Raw genomic sequence first — 18030 nt, 5'->3', positions numbered from 1 at the left:
TTATCTATATTTTAAAATTGGAAAAATCATTCCTTTTTTGAATTCTGTAATTTCATTTGATAATTCGATAAAAGCATCTGCATTTACCAAATTAGCCAAATCTCCCGAACCATTTCCTTTTTCTGGAATTGCAAAAGTTTCTCCGTTTTGGTTTTCTAATTTAACTTGTAAAAAATAAGTCAAACTAGGTTTAAAAGAGAAATCTTCTGAAAGAATAGCTGTGTCTAAAGTTTTTTCTTGCCCAAAAACAGATTTTTCAAACCAAGGATAAAAATATTTGATACAATTTACATACGTAGAAACTGGATTTCCTGGGAAAGCGAAAACTGTTTTATTTTCTTTTTTACCAAACCAAAAAGGTTTTCCTGGGCGTTGTTGTACTTTGTGAAACAGTTTTTGAACGCCAAGAGTATCTAAAATTTCAGGAATAAAATCAAACTTTCCTTTGCTTACAGCTCCACTAAACATTAAAACATCATAGTTTTCAAACAAAGATTTTACAGTTTTTTCTAAAACTTCTTTGTTGTCATTAATATGTTTTAAATCTGCTTTAATTTTAAATTTTTCTACTAAAGAAAAAAGAGAATAAACGTTGCTTCTTCGAATTTGATGAACTTCTGGAGTTTCATTTACATCAACTAATTCATCTCCAGTAGAAACAATTACAATTTTCGGAAGTTTAGCAACTTTGACAAATTCCTTTCCAACAGAAGCTAAAATTCCAATTTCCGCAGCAGAAATTTCTGTATTTTCTTTAATTAAAATATCTCCAGCTTTTTGATCTTTTCCTTTTGCATGGATATTTTGGAAAAAACGTAGGTTTTCTTCCTGAATCGTTGCTTTATTATCTTCGATATGAACTTTTTCATAAGGAATGACACAATTTGCATTTAAAGGAAGAATTGCACCAGTCATTGCTTCCAAGCAATTTTCTTTAGATTCTAAAGTTTTTTGTGGACTTCCAGCAGCTTGTACATTTTCGATTTCAAAAGTTTTTTGTCCTTTTTTAAACGTATTAAAATCAATTGCAATTCCATCCATTGACACTCGATCAAAAGGAGGGAAATCTCTATCAGCAATGATATTTTCTTTTAAAATTCGTCCTGTTGTTTCAAGAAAATGAATCGATTCTGTTCCAAAATCTTCTGTGTTTTCAAGAATGGTATGTAATGCTTCTTTTACTGATATTAGCATTTTATAAGGTTTTAAATTTAAATGGTTTTTATTTTTTTAAAAACAAATATTTCGACTTATAATCGATAATTGCATTTGCTTTTTCTAAAATATCTGCACCAATAATTCCGTGAACTGGTTTTGCGTTTAATTGTGTCAAAGCAGTATTTACATGGGTTAAATCCATTAATACTAAATCACAATTAGCATCTTTCCATTTATTAAATTTAATTCGATTTCCTTTTGAGATTTGCGTTTCTAAGTTTGTTCCTCCTGCACCTGCAGCTTTTGTTTCAGAATCTTCTCCTTGTAAATTGAAAAGTTCCATCATTTCAAAACCAATACAAGAATTAGATGCACCAGTATCAACAATAAATCTTCCTTTCGTTCCATTAATTTTTCCTTTAACTTCCAGATGATTTGTTTTGATTTTTTTGATCTTAATTTTTGTATAGCCTTTTTTCAAAAGTTTTTTTTTCAAGCTTGCCATTTAAAACTATTTTTGTAAAAATTTTTAAGTAAATGATTATAACTGATACGCATACACATTTATACAGTAAGCAGTTTAATGAAGATAGAGACGAGATGATTCAGAGAGCATTAGATGCTGGTGTTTCTCGTTTTTTTCTACCTGCAATAGATTCTGAAACTCATGAGTCAATGATTGCTTTGGCTGATGCTTATCCAGAAAATATGTTTTTAATGATGGGATTACACCCAACATCTGTCAAAGATAACTATTTGGAAGAATTAAAGCAGGTAGAAAGTTATTTAGATACAAAAAAGTTTTATGCAATTGGAGAAATTGGAATTGATTTGTATTGGGATAAAACGCATTTAAAAGAACAACAAGAAGCTTTTCGAACACAAATTAAATGGGCAAAAGAAAGAAAACTTCCAATAGTAATTCATTGTAGAGATGCTTTTGATGAAATTTTTGAAATTTTAGAAGAAGAAAAAGGAGAAGATTTATATGGAATTTTCCATTGTTTTTCTGGGAATTTAGAACAAGCAAAACAAGCGATTTCTTATAATATGAAATTAGGAATTGGAGGTGTTGTAACTTTTAAAAATGGAAAAATTGACAAGTTTTTAGAAGAAATTCCAATTGAAAATATTGTTTTAGAAACAGATGCTCCTTATCTAGCTCCGACGCCAAAAAGAGGAAAAAGAAATGAAAGTAGTTATTTGACTTATGTAGTAGAGAAGTTAGTGGATATTTACGGACTTTTACCAGAAGAAATTGCAGAGATAACTACTAAAAATTCAAAAGATGTCTTTGGAATCTAAAGTTTATTTCGAAAGTCCGATTGGAGTTTTAGAAATAATTGGAACACAAGAAGGTGTTTCTTCAATTTATTTTAAAGATAATTTTGAAGGAGAAATTTCGGAGAATATTCCTAAAGTTTTAGAAGAAAGTGTCAAACAATTAAAAGAATATTTTTTTGAAGATAGAAAAGAGTTTTCTTTTAAATTAAATCCAAAAGGAACAGATTTTCAGATTAAAGTTTGGAAAATACTTTCTGAAATTCCTTACGGAAAATCGATTTCTTATTCAGAACAATCTGAGATATTTGGTGATTTAAAAGCAATTCGAGCAATTGCTTCTGCAAATGGTAAAAATCCAATTTCAATTGTAATTCCATGTCATCGTGTAATTGGAAAAAGTGGAGAATTGACAGGTTATGCAGGAGGAATTTGGCGTAAAAAATGGCTTTTAGAAAAAGAAGGAATTATAGAAAAACAAATGACTTTATTTTAAATAAAAACATCCTAAACAAAATAAGTTTAGGATGTTTTATTTTTAGGATTATTCTGTTTTATTTTTGGTTACAAAATTATCAATATTGTCTAAACCTTGTTCCAACATTGGTCCTAAACTATTTTGTAATTCCTCTGTCATAAACCTTAAGAAAAAAGGTAATTCTCCCTTCATTTGCCAAGTTAATTCAGTTCCCCCTTCATATTCTGTAAAATACCATACAATTTCAGAGCTTCCACGATTTTCGAAAGATAATGTTTGTTTAATTTCTTTATCAGGCATTTCAGAAATTGTTGTAATAGATCCTGGTCCATCTGCTTTACTCGTCCATGAATAAGTAGCGTCGACTCCAGTTGTTTTGTCATTATATTTATAGACAATTGTTGAATCTTGTTCGTTCCAAGGTCCCCATTCTTCCCAAGTTTTTAGGTTATCAATTGTTTTAAAAACTTCCGATACAGGAGCTTTTATAATTCTGGTTCTGAATACATTATATTTTCCAGAAAGTGTTGATAAATAGATCACCGAACCTATAATTAGGATAATGATGATATACACGATAAACTTTACAAACTTCATTACTCAAAACTTTTAAATTAGTATTATTACTAATTTATTAAATTATTTCTTCTTTTTTATTAAATTTGGAAACATTAAAAACTAAATAAACATCCAATGAGATTAAAATATGTGCTTAGTACTGCATTGATTGCGAGTACTTTATTTTCTTGCGGAGAAGGTAAGAAGGCCGAAAAACCAGTAAAAGTTGTGGAAGCTACAGAAGTAATTGCAGAGAATGATTTTAACTATGAAGTAGAGCAGTTTGCAGATATTAAAATTTTACGTTATCAAATTCCTGGATTTGATCAACTTTCTTTAAAACAAAAACAATTAGTTTATTATTTAACGCAAGCTGGTTTATCAGGTAGAGATATCATGTGGGATCAGAATTACCGTCATAACCTTACAATTCGTAGAGCTTTAGAAAATGTTTATGCGAATTTTAAAGGTGATAAAAATTCTGAAGATTGGAAGAAATTTGAAGTTTATATCAAAAGAGTTTGGTTTTCAAATGGAATTCACCACCATTATTCAAATGATAAAATCCAGCCAGAATTTTCTAGTGATTATTTAAAAACGTTATTAAAAGAAACAAATACAACACTTGAAGGAGAAGCTTTTGATGTAATTTTTAATGATAAAGATGCAAAGAAAGTAAACTTAGATGCAAAAAAGGGATTAGTTAAAGGTTCAGCAGTGAACTTTTATTCTCCAAATATGACTGCAGCTGATGTAGAAGCTTTTTATAAAGCAAAGAAAAGTCCAAATGCAGATGAACCATTATCTTTTGGATTAAACTCTAAATTAGTAAAAGAAGACGGAAAAGTTTTTGAAAAAGTTTGGAAGTCTGGAGGAATGTATGGTGATGCAATTGATAAAATCATTTTTTGGTTAGAAAAAGCGAAAGGTGTTGCAGAGAATGATGAGCAAGCAAAAGCTTTTGATTTATTAATTAAATATTATCAAACAGGAGATTTAGAAACTTGGGATGCTTATAATATTGCTTGGGTAAATACTTTAGGAGGAGATGTAGATTACATCAATAGTTTTATCGAAGTTTATAATGATCCAATGGGATACAAAGGTTCTTACGAATCAATTATCGAAATTAAAGATTTTGAGATGAGTAAGAAAATGGCTGTTTTAGCAGAAAATGCACAATGGTTTGAAGATAATTCTTCAATCATGAAAGAGCATAAAAAAGAAAAAGTAGTTGGAGTTTCTTATAAAACGGTTAATGTTGCTGGAGAAGCTGGAGATGCTTCGCCTTCTACACCAATCGGAGTAAACTTACCAAATGCTAACTGGATTCGTGCAAAACATGGATCTAAATCAGTTTCTTTAGGAAATATCATTAATTCTTATAATAATGCAGGAGGAAGTAATCGTTTAGAAGAGTTTGCTTTTACTGAAAGAGAAGTAGAATTAGAGAAAAAACACGGAAAGTTAGCTGATAAAATGCACACTGCTTTACACGAGGTAATTGGGCATGCAAGTGGAAAAATTAATCCAGGAGTTGGAACGCCAAAAGAAACGATGAAAAATTATGCTTCTACTTTAGAAGAAGCTCGTGCAGACTTGGTTGGTTTATATTATTTACCTGATGGAAAATTAGTAGAATTAGGACTTTCTCCAAATGCAGAAGAAGTTGGAATTGCTGCTTATGATGGATATATCAGAAATGGATTAATGACACAATTAATTCGTCTTAATTTAGGAGATGATATTGAAGAAGCACACATGAGAAACCGTCAATTAGTTTCTTTATGGGCTTATGAAAAAGGTAAAAATGATAATGTAATCGAGAAAGTTACAAAAGATGGAAAAACATATTTTGTAATTAGAGATTATAAGAAATTACGTGATTTATTTGGACAATTATTAAAAGAAATCCAAAGAATTAAATCAGAAGGAGATTTCGAAGCAGCTGAAGCTTTAGTTGAAAATTATGGTGTAAAAGTAGATCAAGATATTCATAAAGAAGTTTTAGAAAGAAACAAAAAATTCAAATCAGCTCCATATAGTGGATTTGTAAATCCAGTTTTAGAGCCAGTTAAGGATGCAGACGGAAACATTACAGATGTGAAAGTTGTACAACCTAATGGATTTGATTCTCAGATGTTGAAATATGCTAAAGATTATAGCTTTTTACCAAGCAAGAACTAATTTTTAGATAAAATAATTTACAAAGCGATTATCATTATTTGGTAATCGCTTTTTTTATTTAAATTTTTCTAAGAAATGAATTAATTATAATTTTGTCGCAAATTAATTTTTTATGGAAATCATCAAGAAGTATTTTGAAAATCTTAGTGAGAAACAAATAGAACAATTTGGACAATTACAAGAATTGTATGCACATTGGAATGCACAAATTAATGTTATTTCAAGAAAAGATATAGATTCATTATATGAAAAACATGTGTTGCATTCTTTAGGAATCGCAAAAGTTCAAGAATTCAAACCAGGTAGTTCTGTTTTAGATGTTGGTTGTGGAGGTGGATTTCCAGGAATTCCTTTAGCAATTTTGTTTCCAGAAACACAATTTCATTTAGTTGATTCAATTGGAAAGAAAATTAAAGTAGTTACAGAAGTTTCTAACGCAATAGGTTTGGAGAATTTACAAGCTTCACATATGCGAGCTGAAAAAGTGAAAGATGAATTTGATTTTATTGTCAGTAGAGCAGTAACTCAAATGCCAGATTTTGTAAAATGGGTTCGTAAAAAAGTGAAAAAGAAACAAAATCATGAATTAAGAAATGGAATTCTTTATTTAAAAGGTGGGGATCTTACAGAAGAGCTTTCAGGATTTCCAAGTGCGACTTTATATGATTTAAAAGATTTTTATGAAGAATCTTTTTATGAAACTAAAAAAGTTGTGCATTTACCATTGAAATATAAACCTTAATTTTTAGGTTAATAACATAAAAAAAGGCTATCAATACGATAGCCTTTTCTTTTTGTATAAATTGAATTTTTAATTTTTCAATATTTTATAAATTCCAACTTGATCTTTAATTTGAACTTTTACAATATAGTTTCCTGTTGGTAAACTTGTAATGTCAATTTGATCATTGTATTTGTTTACTTCTTTCTCAATAATAGTTTGACCTAATAAATTAGTTACACTAATTGAATTTACAACATTTTTAGAGCTAATATTAAGTACTCCTTCTGTTGGATTTGGATATAAACTTAATCCTTCTAAGAAGTGATCTTCTACTGAAACAGTATTTATTGGATTAGTAACATCTTCTTCAGTTACTTCAATTTTTAAATCATCAATAGACATGTAATAAGGATCGAAAGCAGCATCTATATTAATTCCAATTGTAAAAACACCTGATTCTAATGGAGAAAATACAGCTTCATAAGTTTGATAAACATTCTGCACTTCTTCATTTTCAACTGGTAATTGTAAGTTGTATTCAGGATATCCAATTGGGAATTCCATAGATTCTGAATTAACTCCATCTCCAAATTTAACTTTTAAGTTAAACCCTTCTGTTCCATTAATATAATTTCCATCAACAATATAAGAGAATGAGAATTTATAGTTTGTATCTTTATCTAAATTGAACATTGGTGTAAATAACCAAGCATCTGAATCATATTCAATAGAGATAAATTTTTCTCCTGTATTTGGAGTTTGGTTATAATAAGGCTGTGCTCCATTATATGAGTAAACAGATTCACCTTCTAAAGTCATACATTCTGGAATAACACCATAACCAACTTCTGGTAATCCTTCAAATCCTTCAGACCAAGGGACATTTCCAACTCCACATAGAGTAGAGAATATTACTGGACCAAACCATTCACTATTTCCGTCATCGCCACCACAAACGTTTCTTACATAAACTTCATAATACGTTTGACCACTCAATCCATCTGCTTCAAAATTAGTTGAAATAGTTGTATCATACATTGGTGTAGATTCTGTAGGTAAACCAGTACCAGCTGGTTGAACAACTACTTGAAAATCGGTATTGTCATTTTGAGGATTCCAACTCAAGAATACAGATTCAATATTGATAGATTCTACTACTAACTCAGCAGGTTTTGGACATGGTGGTCTTTGTTCCCATCTAATATTATCAATGAAGAATGAAGTGGTTACTTCTACAGTTCCACTAAATCTAAAAGCAAAATAAGATGGTGTATTATATGCAGAAATATCTTTTTCAATTTCAACATATTCTCCTAAAACTAAATCTTCCACACCAACTGTGTGTATTGTTGTAAAATCATCTTGATTATCAGTATCAGAAATTAAGATTTCAATTTTCAAATTATCACCCCAGTTTTCATTATTTCCAGTAATTTTATAATTGAATTTAACTAATTCATCACCTGTAATATTAATAAGAGGTGAAATTAACCATTCATCAAAATTTCTAGGAGATGACCAAGAATAATAGTTTTCAGTTACACTATAAGATTGATTTCCTTCAAAGAAATCAGAAGTATTTCCAGATAATCCAGCGAAATCTCCATCATTTATTACATCCCAACAAAAAGTTGTATTTGAGTCTGTATCTAAAGTTTCTGTGAAAGGAATATCATAATCAGCACATAATGTTCTAAAAGTTACAGGACCTCTCCATTCACTTTGATCATCGGCAGCACAATAATCTCTTACAAATGCATTATAAGTAGTATTTGGATCTAACCCATTTAATGTATATGGATTAATTTCATCAGAATCAGTAACAGTTAAAATTGTAGCAACAGAATCATCAACAACATTACCATCACTTTCTAATTGATAAGCAACTTCCCATGTTGAAGCTCCACCTGATTCCCAATCTAATTTAGCTGAAGTTGTTTGAACATCACTAACATTGAAGTTTTTAGGTTTTGGACAAGTAGGAGGTACTGTAACTCTAATATTATCAACATATAAATACCATGACCAAGCATTCGAATAACAGTTAAATCCTATGTAATAAACACCAGCTTCTGTTGCCGTAAAAATAATTTCATCAGATTCTTGATAAGTATTACCTAAAATATTTGGATTATCCCATAATGTCGTATTCTGTGCATCTTTTGAAGGAGAAGTTCCAACAGTAACTTTTAATTTTTCTGGAGTCCAGTTGCTATAACCTCTATAATCAAATACTAATTGGAATCCTTCACCAGCTTCTAGATAAATTCCTTTAGCATAAGCCCAAGAATCAGAAACTGAAGATGAATATGTAAATTGTAAATGTCCTCCATCACCATCTGATGCAGTTCCACTTCCAACTACCCAAGGATTCCCACCGAAAGATTCAAATTCCCAACAATCAGATTCTCCACCTGCAAAACTATATTCATAAGGTAAAGTTGTAAAACTACAAGGTGTTGAGAAATTAAAAGGACCTGACCATGCGCCAATATCATTTGCAGCACAAATAGGACGAATATAATATTCATAATCTGTTTCTGCTGTTAATCCATTTTCTGTATAATCATTATTATTTGTTGTTGTAGTTCCAGTTGATGAACCTGAGACTCCTGTTCCTGCTGTTTGTACTAAAACTTCCCATTGCGTCTCTGATCCTCCAGCTGTCCATTCAATCACTACAGATTCTCCTTGAATAGAAGTAGTATTTACATTAGAAATATCAGGACAAGAAATAGTTGTAGTAAATGTATAATTACTAGCCCAATAACTTCCTCCATCATCACAAATTGCTTTCACATAAACTGCATATTCAGTTCCTTGATCTAAACCAGTTACAGGATAAGTTGAATTGTTCGTTGTTGAAGTTCCAACTGCATCACTTGCTGGTGCAGGATCTGTAGCATATTGTACAATAACTTCCCATTCAGTTTCTGTTCCACCTGCATTCCAATTTAAAGTAGCATTCGTTGGTCCAACTACTGATGAACTAATATTTGAAGGCGATGGACAAGTTGGTGGTGTAAAATTAAACATTTCAGAAGATTCTAAATCTTCTGGATGTTGCCAATTCGCACTTGAACCATCAGATTCACCATCGTCTGGAACTACAGCTGTAACTGGAGCAGGAGCAGGCGTAGCTCCACTATTATTTGCAATAATAATTGTTCCAGATGGATCTGTTAATTCATAATAGATATCATCTCCATTATAATCATACCATCCATCATCAAATTTATCATACGCATTTATGTATAAATCTTGACCTTCAGGAATACAAATTGCAACAGGAAAACTCAATCCGTCAGTTCCTGAATTTTCTCCTAATTCATCTCCTTGAGACCAAATTATTGATCCTTCACCATCTTCTTCAGTGGTGATATTTACCCATTCTTCGCCAGTTGCTATGACACTCCCAGAATTAGCTTCGTAGACGTTTAAATAGACTGTTGTATAGCCAGGCGGACACTGGGAATAAGACTTCCAGCCAAAGACCAAAGTAAGTAATGTGATTAATAGAGTAATTTTTCTCATAGATGTAAAAATTTGTTTTTAATATTACGTTTATAAGTTGTTAAATTTACTATAAAAATGGAATTATGCAAGGTTAAATGTAAAATAAATGTTAATATTTTATATTATAATTTTCGTTTTATAATTTTTGTTTCTTATTATTTAATCTTAGTGTTAAATATTATGAATATTTCAATGAGGTAAATTCTTGTAAATTTTAATGTAAATTGTCAATGAAAAACTTTGATTTTTTCAAGTAATATGTAAGTTTGTAGTAAAGGAAAGTACGATATGAAAAATAATGTTTTGTCTTTAAAAGATGCCTTCATTTATCAAAATGATAACCTTGTTTTATCCGATGTAAATTTAGAATTACACAAAGGAGAATTTATTTATTTAATAGGAAAAACAGGAAGCGGAAAAAGTAGTTTGATGAAATTACTTTATGGAGATTTAGAACTATTAGAAGGAAAAGGCGAAATAGTAAGTTTCGATTTAAGTACTTTGAAAGAAAAAGATATTCCGAATTTGAGAAGAAGAATTGGAATCGTTTTTCAAGATTTCAAGTTATTAAATGATCGCTCTGTAATGAAAAACTTGCTTTTTGTTTTAAAAGCAACTGGGTGGAAACGAAAACGCGAAATGATTGCAAAAGCAGAACAAGTTCTAGAGAAAGTTGGAATGAAAAATAAATCTCATAAAATGCCTTATGAACTTTCTGGAGGGGAACAACAAAGAGTTGCAATTGCTCGTGCTTTGTTAAATGATCCTGAAATTATTCTTGCTGATGAACCAACTGGAAATTTAGATCCAATTACTTCTGCTGAGGTGATTGAGCTTTTACAACAAATTTATTTAAGTGGAAAAACAGTGGTTATGGCTACTCATGATTTTGGTTTAATTGTGAAATATCCACATAAAACTTATAAAGTTGAAGCAGGAAAATTGTTTGAAATTAATCAAGAATCTTAAAATAGATTTCTTAAAATTTAATTTTAACACTTTTATTTTTTAAGTGAATTATTTATATAAAAATCACTGATTTTTAGATGCCTATTATTGATTTTTAATAAGTAGAAATATAGTTTATAAATGTTAAAAAATCGTTTTGTTTCTATTTTTGATTTTGATTTTAAAAAATCTGTTATACATTTGTAACCATATTTCGAAGTATAATTTTTACAAAAGAAAAATAATCAAATGTTGAATTTACAAAATATTATCTGGTGGCAAAACTCTCTTATCAAAATAAGTGAGGAGTAACGCTATATACTATTTTAAAAAATATATACAAAGGGCTTATCTTCACGATAAGCCCTTTTTTTGTGCAATAAAACCATGAGAAAATTTAAATTTGAAACCATTTCGGAAAAATATCTTTCAGATACAATCACTCCAGTAAGCTTGTATTTGAAGATTCGCGACAAATTCGCAAATAGTCTTTTGCTAGAAAGTTCAGATTATCATTCTAAAGAAAACAGTTTTTCTTTTTTATGTGTAGAACCAATGTTGACAATTAAAGCAGAAGAGAAAAATGCAAGTTTTTCTTATTACAATGAAATAGTAGAAGAGAAAACTATTGAGAATAATTTTTCAGAAGTTTTTGAGAATTTTAAAAGAAATATTGAAGTTGAGCAAACAAAAAACACAGAAAAATTTAATGGGTTTTATGGTTATATGACTTTCGAATCTGTACAATATTTTGAAAAATTAAAATTCACAAATCCAAAACCAAGTTCTGAAATTCCAACACTTCAATTCAGCTTTTTTAGATTTATCATTGCTATAAATCATTTCAAAAATGAATTATACATTCTTGAAAACAAACCTGAAAATGAAAATTCTAGAATTGAAGAAATTAAAAAATATCTGGTTTCTTCTTCTTTAACAAATTATAGTTTTCAAACTGTTGGTGGAGAATCTTCTAATTGCACAAATGAAGAATTTAAAAATTATGTGACTAACGCTAAAGCACATTGCCAGCGTGGAGATGTGTTTCAAATGGTGGTTTCTCGTCAATTTAAACAAGATTTTTCTGGTGATGATTTTAATGTTTATCGTGCTCTTCGTTCAATAAATCCTTCTCCGTATCTTTTTTATTTTGATTATGGAAGTTTTAAATTAATGGGTTCTTCTCCAGAAGCACAATTGAAAATTAAAGATAAAAAAGCAATCATGCATCCAATTGCTGGAACTTTTAAAAGAACTGGAAATGATGAAGAAGATAGAAAACTAGCTGTAGAACTTTCTCAAGATGAAAAAGAAAATGCAGAACATGTGATGTTGGTAGATTTGGCTAGAAATGATTTAAGTCGCCATGCGACCAATGTAAATGTAGAAGTTTTCAAAGAAATTCAGTTTTTTAGTCATGTGATTCATTTGGTTTCTTCTGTGGAAGGAAAGTTAAAAGATGATTCGATTCAGATGATTGGTGGAACTTTTCCAGCTGGAACTCTAAGCGGAGCTCCAAAATATAAAGCCATGGAATTAATCAATAAATATGAGAATCAACAACGTGGTTTTTATGGTGGTGGAATTGGTTTTATAGGTTTAAATGATGATGTAAATTTGGCAATCGCAATTCGCTCATTTGTAAGTAAAAATAATTCGCTTTATTACCAAGCTGGAGCTGGAGTTGTGATTCATTCGGAAGAAGAAAAAGAATTACAAGAAGTAAATCATAAGCTAGCAGCTTTGAAAAAAGCATTGTATTTGGCAGAAACAATTTAAAAGAAGAAAAAATGAAAATTATAATTATAGATAACTACGATTCATTCACTTATAATTTGGTTCACATGGTGGAAAAAATTACAGGAGAATTGCCAAATGTTTTTAGAAATGATGAAATTTCTTTAGCAGAAATAGCTGCATATGATATGATTATTCTTTCGCCAGGACCTGGAATTCCAGAAGAAGCTGGAATTTTAAAAGCTGTGATTAAAGAATATGCTGGAAAGAAACCAATTTTTGGAGTTTGTTTAGGATTACAAGCGATTACAGAAGTTTTTGGTGGGAAAATAATCAATATGAATGAAGTTTTTCATGGTGTTTCTACTCCGATGAAAGTTGTGAAAGATGATTCTATTGTTTTTCAAAATATTCCACAAATTTTTGAAGCTGCTCGATACCATTCTTGGATTGCAAGTAGAGAAAATTTCCCAGATGAATTGGAAATTACTGCAATAGATGAAGCGGATGGAATTATGGCAATTCGACATAAAGAATTTAATATTAGTGCTGTACAATTTCATCCAGAATCTGTGTTGACTCCTGAAGGAACACAGATGGTGAAAAACTTTATCGAACATACTAAAATGAATTAAGATGAAAGCAATTTTAAATGCACTTTTTGAACATAAAACTTTAAACAAAAAAGAAGCAAAAGAAGTTCTGATTGCTATAGCAAATAATCAATACAATCCTTCGCAAATTGCTGCTTTTATGACAGTTTTCTTGATGCGTCCAATTTCTGTTGATGAATTAATTGGTTTTCAAGAAGCTTTGTTAGAATTGGCTATAAAAGTTGATTTATCTGATTATGAAACGATTGATTTATGCGGAACTGGAGGAGATGGAAAAAATACGTTTAATATTTCGACTTTAACTTCTTTCATCGTTGCTGGAGCTGGATATAAAGTTGCAAAACATGGAAATTATGGAGTTTCTTCGTTTTGTGGATCATCGAATTTGTTGGCGTATCTTGGTTATGAATTTACAACAGATTCTTCTATCTTAAAGAGACAATTGGAAGAAGCAAATATTTGTTTTTTACACGCGCCTCTTTTTCATCCTGCGATGAAGGCTGTTGCGCCAATTCGTAAAGAATTAGGATTAAAAACGTTTTTTAATATTCTTGGACCATTAGTAAATCCAAGTCAACCAACACATCAAATGGTTGGAGTTTTCAATCTGGAAGTTGCAAGAGCTTATAATTATGTTTTTCAACAAAAAGAAAATAAAAAATATACAATTGTTCACAGTTTAGATGGTTATGATGAAATTTCTTTGACAGGTGATTTTAAAATTATTTCTAAAGAAAAAGAACAATTATTAAAACCAGAATTTTTCGAGAAAAAAACGATTGAACCAGAAGCAATTTTTGGTGGAAATTCTGTAGAAAGTTCTGCGAAAATATTTACAACTATTTTAGATGGAAATGGAACAAAAGAGCAAAATGAAGTTGTGTTAACAAATGCTGCTTTTGCAATTCAAACAATGAATGAAAAGCTTAATTTTGAACAAGCTTATGAACAAGCCGAATCTTCGTTATTTGGTTTAAAAGCAAAACATACGTTAGACAAAATTATATAAGACAAAATGGAAAATATTTTAGATAAAATTGTAGCATATAAAAAGCAAGAAGTTGAGAAAATCAAAGAAGAAGTTCCTTTAAAAAAACTGATTGAAAGTCCGAATTTTAAAAGAAAAACAATTTCTCTAAATGAAGCTTTAACTCGTGTAGGAGGAACAGGAATTATTGCAGAATATAAAAGAAAATCACCTTCAAAAGGAATTATAAATTCAGAATCTACCATTGCAGATGTGACAAAAGGTTATTTAAAAGCTGGAGTTGCTGCACAATCAATCTTGACAGATACTGCTTTTTTTGGTGGAAATATGATGGATATTATGCTTGCAAGAGTGGAAAATAATATCATTCCAATTTTGAGAAAAGATTTTATCGTTGATGCTTTTCAAATTGTAGAAGCGAAAGCAATTGGTGCGGATGCAATTTTATTAATCGCTTCAATTTTAAATAAAGAAGAATTAAAACATTATGGAAAACTTGCAGAAGATCTTGGTTTGGAAGTTCTGTATGAAGTTCATGATGAAAGAGATTTAGATAAACTAGAATTGTCAAATAAAATCATCGGTGTGAATAATCGTGATTTAAAATCTTTTGCAGTTTCTGTTGATAATTCACTTCGTTTGTCTGAAATGATTCCTGCTTCTTGTGTAAAAGTTTCTGAAAGTGGAATTAGTGATATTCATACCATTAGAAATTTACAAAAAGTAGGATTCCGAGGGTTTTTGATGGGAGAACATTTTATGAGTACAGATAATCCTGGATTGTCTTGTCAAGAATTTATCACAGAATTATATCCTACCAAACCCTAAATAAAAACTTCTAAATTTCTCCCTCCGTTATGGAGGGAGTAGAAGAAATCAAATAGCAAAAACTTTTAAAAAACAAAAAGAAAACGTCACTAAAAAAGTGAGGTTAGAGACTTTATATCTTTTATTTTAAAAGGAATTAAGTTTTAAGTTGTTGTTTTTGAGTTGAATAAAAGTATAATTAAGTAAATCGAAATAAAATGAAAATTAAAGTGTGTGGAATGAGAGATGCAATGAATATTAATGCATTGCTGGATGAAAAGCCAAATTATGTTGGTTATATTTTTTATGAAAAATCGAAAAGATTTGTAGTTGAAAATCCAAAAATTACGTTTCCTGAAAATGTGAAAAAAGTTGGAGTTTTTGTCAATGCTACAGAAATGGAAATTGAGCAAAAAGTAAATGAATATAATCTTGATTTTGTGCAATTACATGGAAATGAAACAACGGAATTGTGTTTTAATTTGATGAAGAAAAATATTTCGATTATTAAAGCTTTTTCTGTGGATTCAACTTTCGACTTTCAAACTACAATACCTTATACACCTTATTGTTCTTTCTTCATTTTTGATACTAAAGGTCTGGAATATGGAGGAAATGGAACAAAATTTAATTGGGATTTGCTTCAAAATTATACAGGAATTCGTCCTTTTCTTTTAAGTGGAGGAATAGAACCAAATGATGTTTCAAATTTAAAAGATTTTCAACATGACAAATTTATGGGAATCGATATCAATAGCGGATTTGAAACTTCGGCAGCATACAAGAATATTACGAAAATCAGACAATTTAAGACGCAACTAAAAAATGAAATATAAAGTAGATAAAAATGGATATTATGGAGAGTTTGGAGGAGCTTTTATTCCTGAACTTTTATATCCTAATATAGAAGAATTAGCTTTGAATTATGAGCGAATTATTAGTTCAGAGACTTTTCAAAAAAAATATATTCAACTTTTGAAAGATTATGTTGGAAGACCAACGCCATTGTATTTTGCAAAGCGATTGTCAGAAAAATATCATGTTCCGATTTATCTGAAAAGAGAAGATTTGAATCATACAGGAGCGCATAAAATCAATAATACCATTGGGCAGATTTTGATAGCAAAACATTTGGGTAAAAAACGAATTATTGCTGAAACTGGAGCTGGACAACATGGTGTGGCAACTGCAACGGTTTGTGCTTTGATGAATTTGGAATGTGTGGTTTATATGGGAGCTGTAGATATTGAAAGACAAGCACCAAATGTTGCACGAATGAAAATGTTGGGAGCTACTGTAATTCCTGCAAAAAGTGGAAGTCAAACATTAAAAGATGCAACAAATGAAGCAATTCGTGATTGGATTGGAAATCCAGAAGATACTTATTATTTGATAGGTTCTGTAGTTGGACCACATCCGTATCCTGATATGGTAGCGAAATTACAATCGGTAATAAGCGAAGAAATTAAAGCGCAATTATTAGAAAAAACAGGAACGGAATTTCCAACGAAAATAATTGCTTGCGTTGGTGGGGGAAGTAATGCTGCTGGAGCTTTTTATCATTTTTTAGAAAATAAAAATGTAGAATTAATTGCTGTAGAAGCTGCTGGAAAAGGTATAGAAACAAAGGAAACAGCTGCAACATCTCAAATTGGAGATATGGGAATTTTACATGGAAGTAAAACTTTATTGATGCAAGATGAATTTGGACAAGTAATCGAACCTTATTCCATTTCAGCAGGTTTGGATTATCCAGGTGTTGGTCCTTTACATGCACATTTATTTCAATCTAAAAGAGCGACTTTTTTAAATGCAACAGATACAGAAGCTTTAGAAGCTGCTTTAGAATTGACAAGGTTGGAAGGAATTATTCCTGCTTTGGAATCGGCACATGCTTTGGCAGTTTTATCAAAAATTAATTTCAAAAAAGATGATGTTGTGGTTTTAAATTTATCGGGAAGAGGAGATAAAGATTTGGCAACTTATCAAAAATACTTAGAACATGAACAAGCTAAATAAAATATTCAAAGAGAAAAAAAATAGAATTTCTTCGTTGTTTTTTACTGCTGGATTTCCATCTTTAGATAGTACAATTCCGATTTTAAAAACTTTAGAAAAAGAAAAAATAGATTTTGTGGAAGTTGGAATGCCTTATTCAGATCCGATGGCAGATGGAGAAACAATTCAAAATAGTAGTAAAATAGCTTTAGAAAATGGAATGAATCTAGATATTTTGTTTTTTCAGCTAGAAAAAGCGAAAGACGAAATTTCAATTCCAATGGTTTTGATGGGATATTTAAATCAAGTTTTAAAATATGGAGTGGATAAATTCTGTGAAAGATGTAAAGCTAGTGGGATTGAAACGATGATTTTACCAGATTTACCAATTTTTGAATATGAGAATTTTTATAAAGAGAAATTTGAAAAATATGGAATTCAAAGTGTTTTTCTGATTACTCCACAAACTTCAGAAGAGCGAATTCGAAAAATTGATGCTTTATCAGAAACTTTTATTTATGTAGTTGCTTCTGCTTCTATTACTGGAGTGAAAAGTGAGATTTCTGAAAAACAAATTGCATATTTCAATAGAATTAAAGAAATGAAATTGAAAAATCCAACAATGATTGGCTTTGGAATTTCAAATAAAGAAACTTTTGATACAGCTTGTGAATATGCAAATGGTGCAATTATCGGAAGTGCTTTTATCAAAATGATTTCAGAATCAAAGGATTATTTAAAAGAAATTTCGAATTGGAATTTTACAAATTAGTGGATAATTAAAACCCCACTCTATTGAGCGGGGAAAAATTGCTATGAAAAAGAGGGTAGGAGGGCTCCTACCATGGAGCAAATATATAGATTAATTTTAGATAAGCAACATAAATTTAGAATATTTAACGATTTAAGACTTTGAAATAAAGGTTTTGTAGAAAAAAAACCCCACTCAATTGAGTGGGGAAAAAATTGCTATGAAAAAGAGGGTAGGAGGGCTCCTACCGAGATTAAAGATAATAATTTTTTTTAAAATCTAGAT

16 protein-coding genes are annotated in these 18030 nt (G+C 30.1%); 12 read left to right on the top strand and 4 right to left on the bottom strand.

What is annotated here, in order from left to right; translation table 11 throughout:
• Window positions 1-1194: a molybdopterin molybdotransferase MoeA gene (locus tag I1A51_RS05665; RefSeq protein ID WP_196891944.1), complete on the bottom strand. Its 1194-nt coding sequence runs from the start codon at window positions 1192-1194 to the stop codon at window positions 1-3.
• Window positions 1195-1222: 28 nt separating this feature from the next.
• The gene (locus I1A51_RS05660; RefSeq protein WP_196891942.1) at window positions 1223-1663 is read right to left on the bottom strand and encodes a retropepsin-like aspartic protease; all 441 of its coding nucleotides are present in this window, start codon (window positions 1661-1663) and stop codon (window positions 1223-1225) included.
• A 32-nt stretch (window positions 1664-1695) separates the two neighbouring features.
• On the opposite strand from I1A51_RS05660, the gene I1A51_RS05655 reads away from it, so the two are divergent.
• Both I1A51_RS05655 and I1A51_RS05650 read left to right on the top strand, forming a co-directional pair.
• Complete coding sequence (locus I1A51_RS05655) at window positions 1696-2463, top strand: TatD family hydrolase (protein WP_196891940.1); 768 nt, start codon at window positions 1696-1698, stop codon at window positions 2461-2463.
• A complete protein-coding gene (locus I1A51_RS05650; RefSeq protein WP_196891938.1) occupies window positions 2447-2935 on the top strand; it encodes a methylated-DNA--[protein]-cysteine S-methyltransferase in 489 nt (162 codons plus the stop codon). The genes I1A51_RS05655 and I1A51_RS05650 overlap by 17 nt, the downstream gene beginning before the upstream one ends.
• A gap of 48 nt (window positions 2936-2983) precedes the next feature.
• On the opposite strand, the gene I1A51_RS05645 is transcribed toward I1A51_RS05650, so the two are convergent.
• Complete coding sequence (locus tag I1A51_RS05645) at window positions 2984-3514, bottom strand: SRPBCC family protein (RefSeq protein WP_196891936.1); 531 nt, start codon at window positions 3512-3514, stop codon at window positions 2984-2986.
• A 96-nt stretch (window positions 3515-3610) separates the two neighbouring features.
• Between I1A51_RS05645 and I1A51_RS05640 the strand changes: the two genes are divergently transcribed.
• Complete coding sequence (locus I1A51_RS05640; protein ID WP_196891934.1) at window positions 3611-5662, top strand: dipeptidyl-peptidase 3 family protein; 2052 nt, start codon at window positions 3611-3613, stop codon at window positions 5660-5662.
• A 112-nt stretch (window positions 5663-5774) separates the two neighbouring features.
• Window positions 5775-6404 carry a 16S rRNA (guanine(527)-N(7))-methyltransferase RsmG gene (gene rsmG, locus I1A51_RS05635; protein ID WP_196891932.1) on the top strand — a complete coding sequence of 210 codons (630 nt, stop codon included), beginning with the start codon at window positions 5775-5777 and terminating at the stop codon, window positions 6402-6404.
• A 69-nt stretch (window positions 6405-6473) separates the two neighbouring features.
• Here the strand turns inward: rsmG and I1A51_RS05630 are convergent, their stop codons facing one another.
• The gene (locus I1A51_RS05630; protein ID WP_196891930.1) at window positions 6474-9920 is read right to left on the bottom strand and encodes a fibronectin type III domain-containing protein; all 3447 of its coding nucleotides are present in this window, start codon (window positions 9918-9920) and stop codon (window positions 6474-6476) included.
• A 270-nt stretch (window positions 9921-10190) separates the two neighbouring features.
• Between I1A51_RS05630 and I1A51_RS05625 the strand changes: the two genes are divergently transcribed.
• The 8 genes from I1A51_RS05625 (at window position 10191) to trpA (ending at window position 17766) form a co-directional block, all read left to right on the top strand.
• Window positions 10191-10871 (top strand): cell division ATP-binding protein FtsE, encoded by a 681-nt coding sequence (locus I1A51_RS05625; RefSeq protein ID WP_196891928.1) that lies wholly within the window; start codon window positions 10191-10193, stop codon window positions 10869-10871.
• A gap of 366 nt (window positions 10872-11237) precedes the next feature.
• Entirely contained in the window at window positions 11238-12629 is a 1392-nt protein-coding gene (locus tag I1A51_RS05620; RefSeq protein WP_196891926.1) for an anthranilate synthase component I family protein, read from the top strand.
• Between the two features lie 11 nt (window positions 12630-12640).
• Complete coding sequence (locus I1A51_RS05615) at window positions 12641-13222, top strand: anthranilate synthase component II (protein WP_196891925.1); 582 nt, start codon at window positions 12641-12643, stop codon at window positions 13220-13222.
• Window position 13223: 1 nt separating this feature from the next.
• Window positions 13224-14210: an anthranilate phosphoribosyltransferase gene (trpD, locus tag I1A51_RS05610; RefSeq protein ID WP_196891923.1), complete on the top strand. Its 987-nt coding sequence runs from the start codon at window positions 13224-13226 to the stop codon at window positions 14208-14210.
• 6 nt (window positions 14211-14216) lie between these two features.
• Window positions 14217-15017, top strand: a complete 801-nt coding sequence (gene trpC / locus I1A51_RS05605; protein ID WP_196891921.1) for an indole-3-glycerol phosphate synthase TrpC — start codon at window positions 14217-14219, stop codon at window positions 15015-15017.
• 197 nt (window positions 15018-15214) lie between these two features.
• A complete protein-coding gene (locus I1A51_RS05600; RefSeq protein WP_196891919.1) occupies window positions 15215-15832 on the top strand; it encodes a phosphoribosylanthranilate isomerase in 618 nt (205 codons plus the stop codon).
• Window positions 15822-17015, top strand: coding sequence for a tryptophan synthase subunit beta (gene trpB / locus I1A51_RS05595; protein ID WP_196891917.1), 1194 nt, complete (start codon window positions 15822-15824; stop codon window positions 17013-17015). Before I1A51_RS05600 ends, trpB begins: the two co-directional genes overlap by 11 nt.
• Window positions 16999-17766, top strand: a complete 768-nt coding sequence (gene trpA / locus I1A51_RS05590; protein WP_196891915.1) for a tryptophan synthase subunit alpha — start codon at window positions 16999-17001, stop codon at window positions 17764-17766. Before trpB ends, trpA begins: the two co-directional genes overlap by 17 nt.
• The last annotated feature ends 264 nt before the right edge of the window (window positions 17767-18030 follow it).

This window comes from Aureivirga marina, assembly GCF_015767265.1.
Lineage (GTDB): Bacteria > Bacteroidota > Bacteroidia > Flavobacteriales > Flavobacteriaceae > Aureivirga > Aureivirga marina.
This window is presented reverse-complemented; position numbering and strand designations above follow the sequence as displayed.

Coding starts and splice junctions, on each gene's coding strand:
- I1A51_RS05650 (WP_196891938.1), top strand. CDS start 2,447: ATGTCTTTGGAATCTAAAGTTTATTTCGAAAGTCCGATTGGAGTTTTA.
- I1A51_RS05665 (WP_196891944.1), bottom strand. CDS start 1,194: ATGCTAATATCAGTAAAAGAAGCATTACATACCATTCTTGAAAACACA.
- I1A51_RS05645 (WP_196891936.1), bottom strand. CDS start 3,514: ATGAAGTTTGTAAAGTTTATCGTGTATATCATCATTATCCTAATTATA.
- I1A51_RS05655 (WP_196891940.1), top strand. CDS start 1,696: ATGATTATAACTGATACGCATACACATTTATACAGTAAGCAGTTTAAT.
- I1A51_RS05640 (WP_196891934.1), top strand. CDS start 3,611: ATGAGATTAAAATATGTGCTTAGTACTGCATTGATTGCGAGTACTTTA.
- I1A51_RS05630 (WP_196891930.1), bottom strand. CDS start 9,920: ATGAGAAAAATTACTCTATTAATCACATTACTTACTTTGGTCTTTGGC.
- I1A51_RS05620 (WP_196891926.1), top strand. CDS start 11,238: ATGAGAAAATTTAAATTTGAAACCATTTCGGAAAAATATCTTTCAGAT.
- trpB (WP_196891917.1), top strand. CDS start 15,822: ATGAAATATAAAGTAGATAAAAATGGATATTATGGAGAGTTTGGAGGA.
- rsmG (WP_196891932.1), top strand. CDS start 5,775: ATGGAAATCATCAAGAAGTATTTTGAAAATCTTAGTGAGAAACAAATA.
- I1A51_RS05625 (WP_196891928.1), top strand. CDS start 10,191: ATGAAAAATAATGTTTTGTCTTTAAAAGATGCCTTCATTTATCAAAAT.
- I1A51_RS05660 (WP_196891942.1), bottom strand. CDS start 1,663: ATGGCAAGCTTGAAAAAAAAACTTTTGAAAAAAGGCTATACAAAAATT.
- I1A51_RS05600 (WP_196891919.1), top strand. CDS start 15,215: ATGAAAATTAAAGTGTGTGGAATGAGAGATGCAATGAATATTAATGCA.
- trpC (WP_196891921.1), top strand. CDS start 14,217: ATGGAAAATATTTTAGATAAAATTGTAGCATATAAAAAGCAAGAAGTT.
- I1A51_RS05615 (WP_196891925.1), top strand. CDS start 12,641: ATGAAAATTATAATTATAGATAACTACGATTCATTCACTTATAATTTG.
- trpD (WP_196891923.1), top strand. CDS start 13,224: ATGAAAGCAATTTTAAATGCACTTTTTGAACATAAAACTTTAAACAAA.
- trpA (WP_196891915.1), top strand. CDS start 16,999: ATGAACAAGCTAAATAAAATATTCAAAGAGAAAAAAAATAGAATTTCT.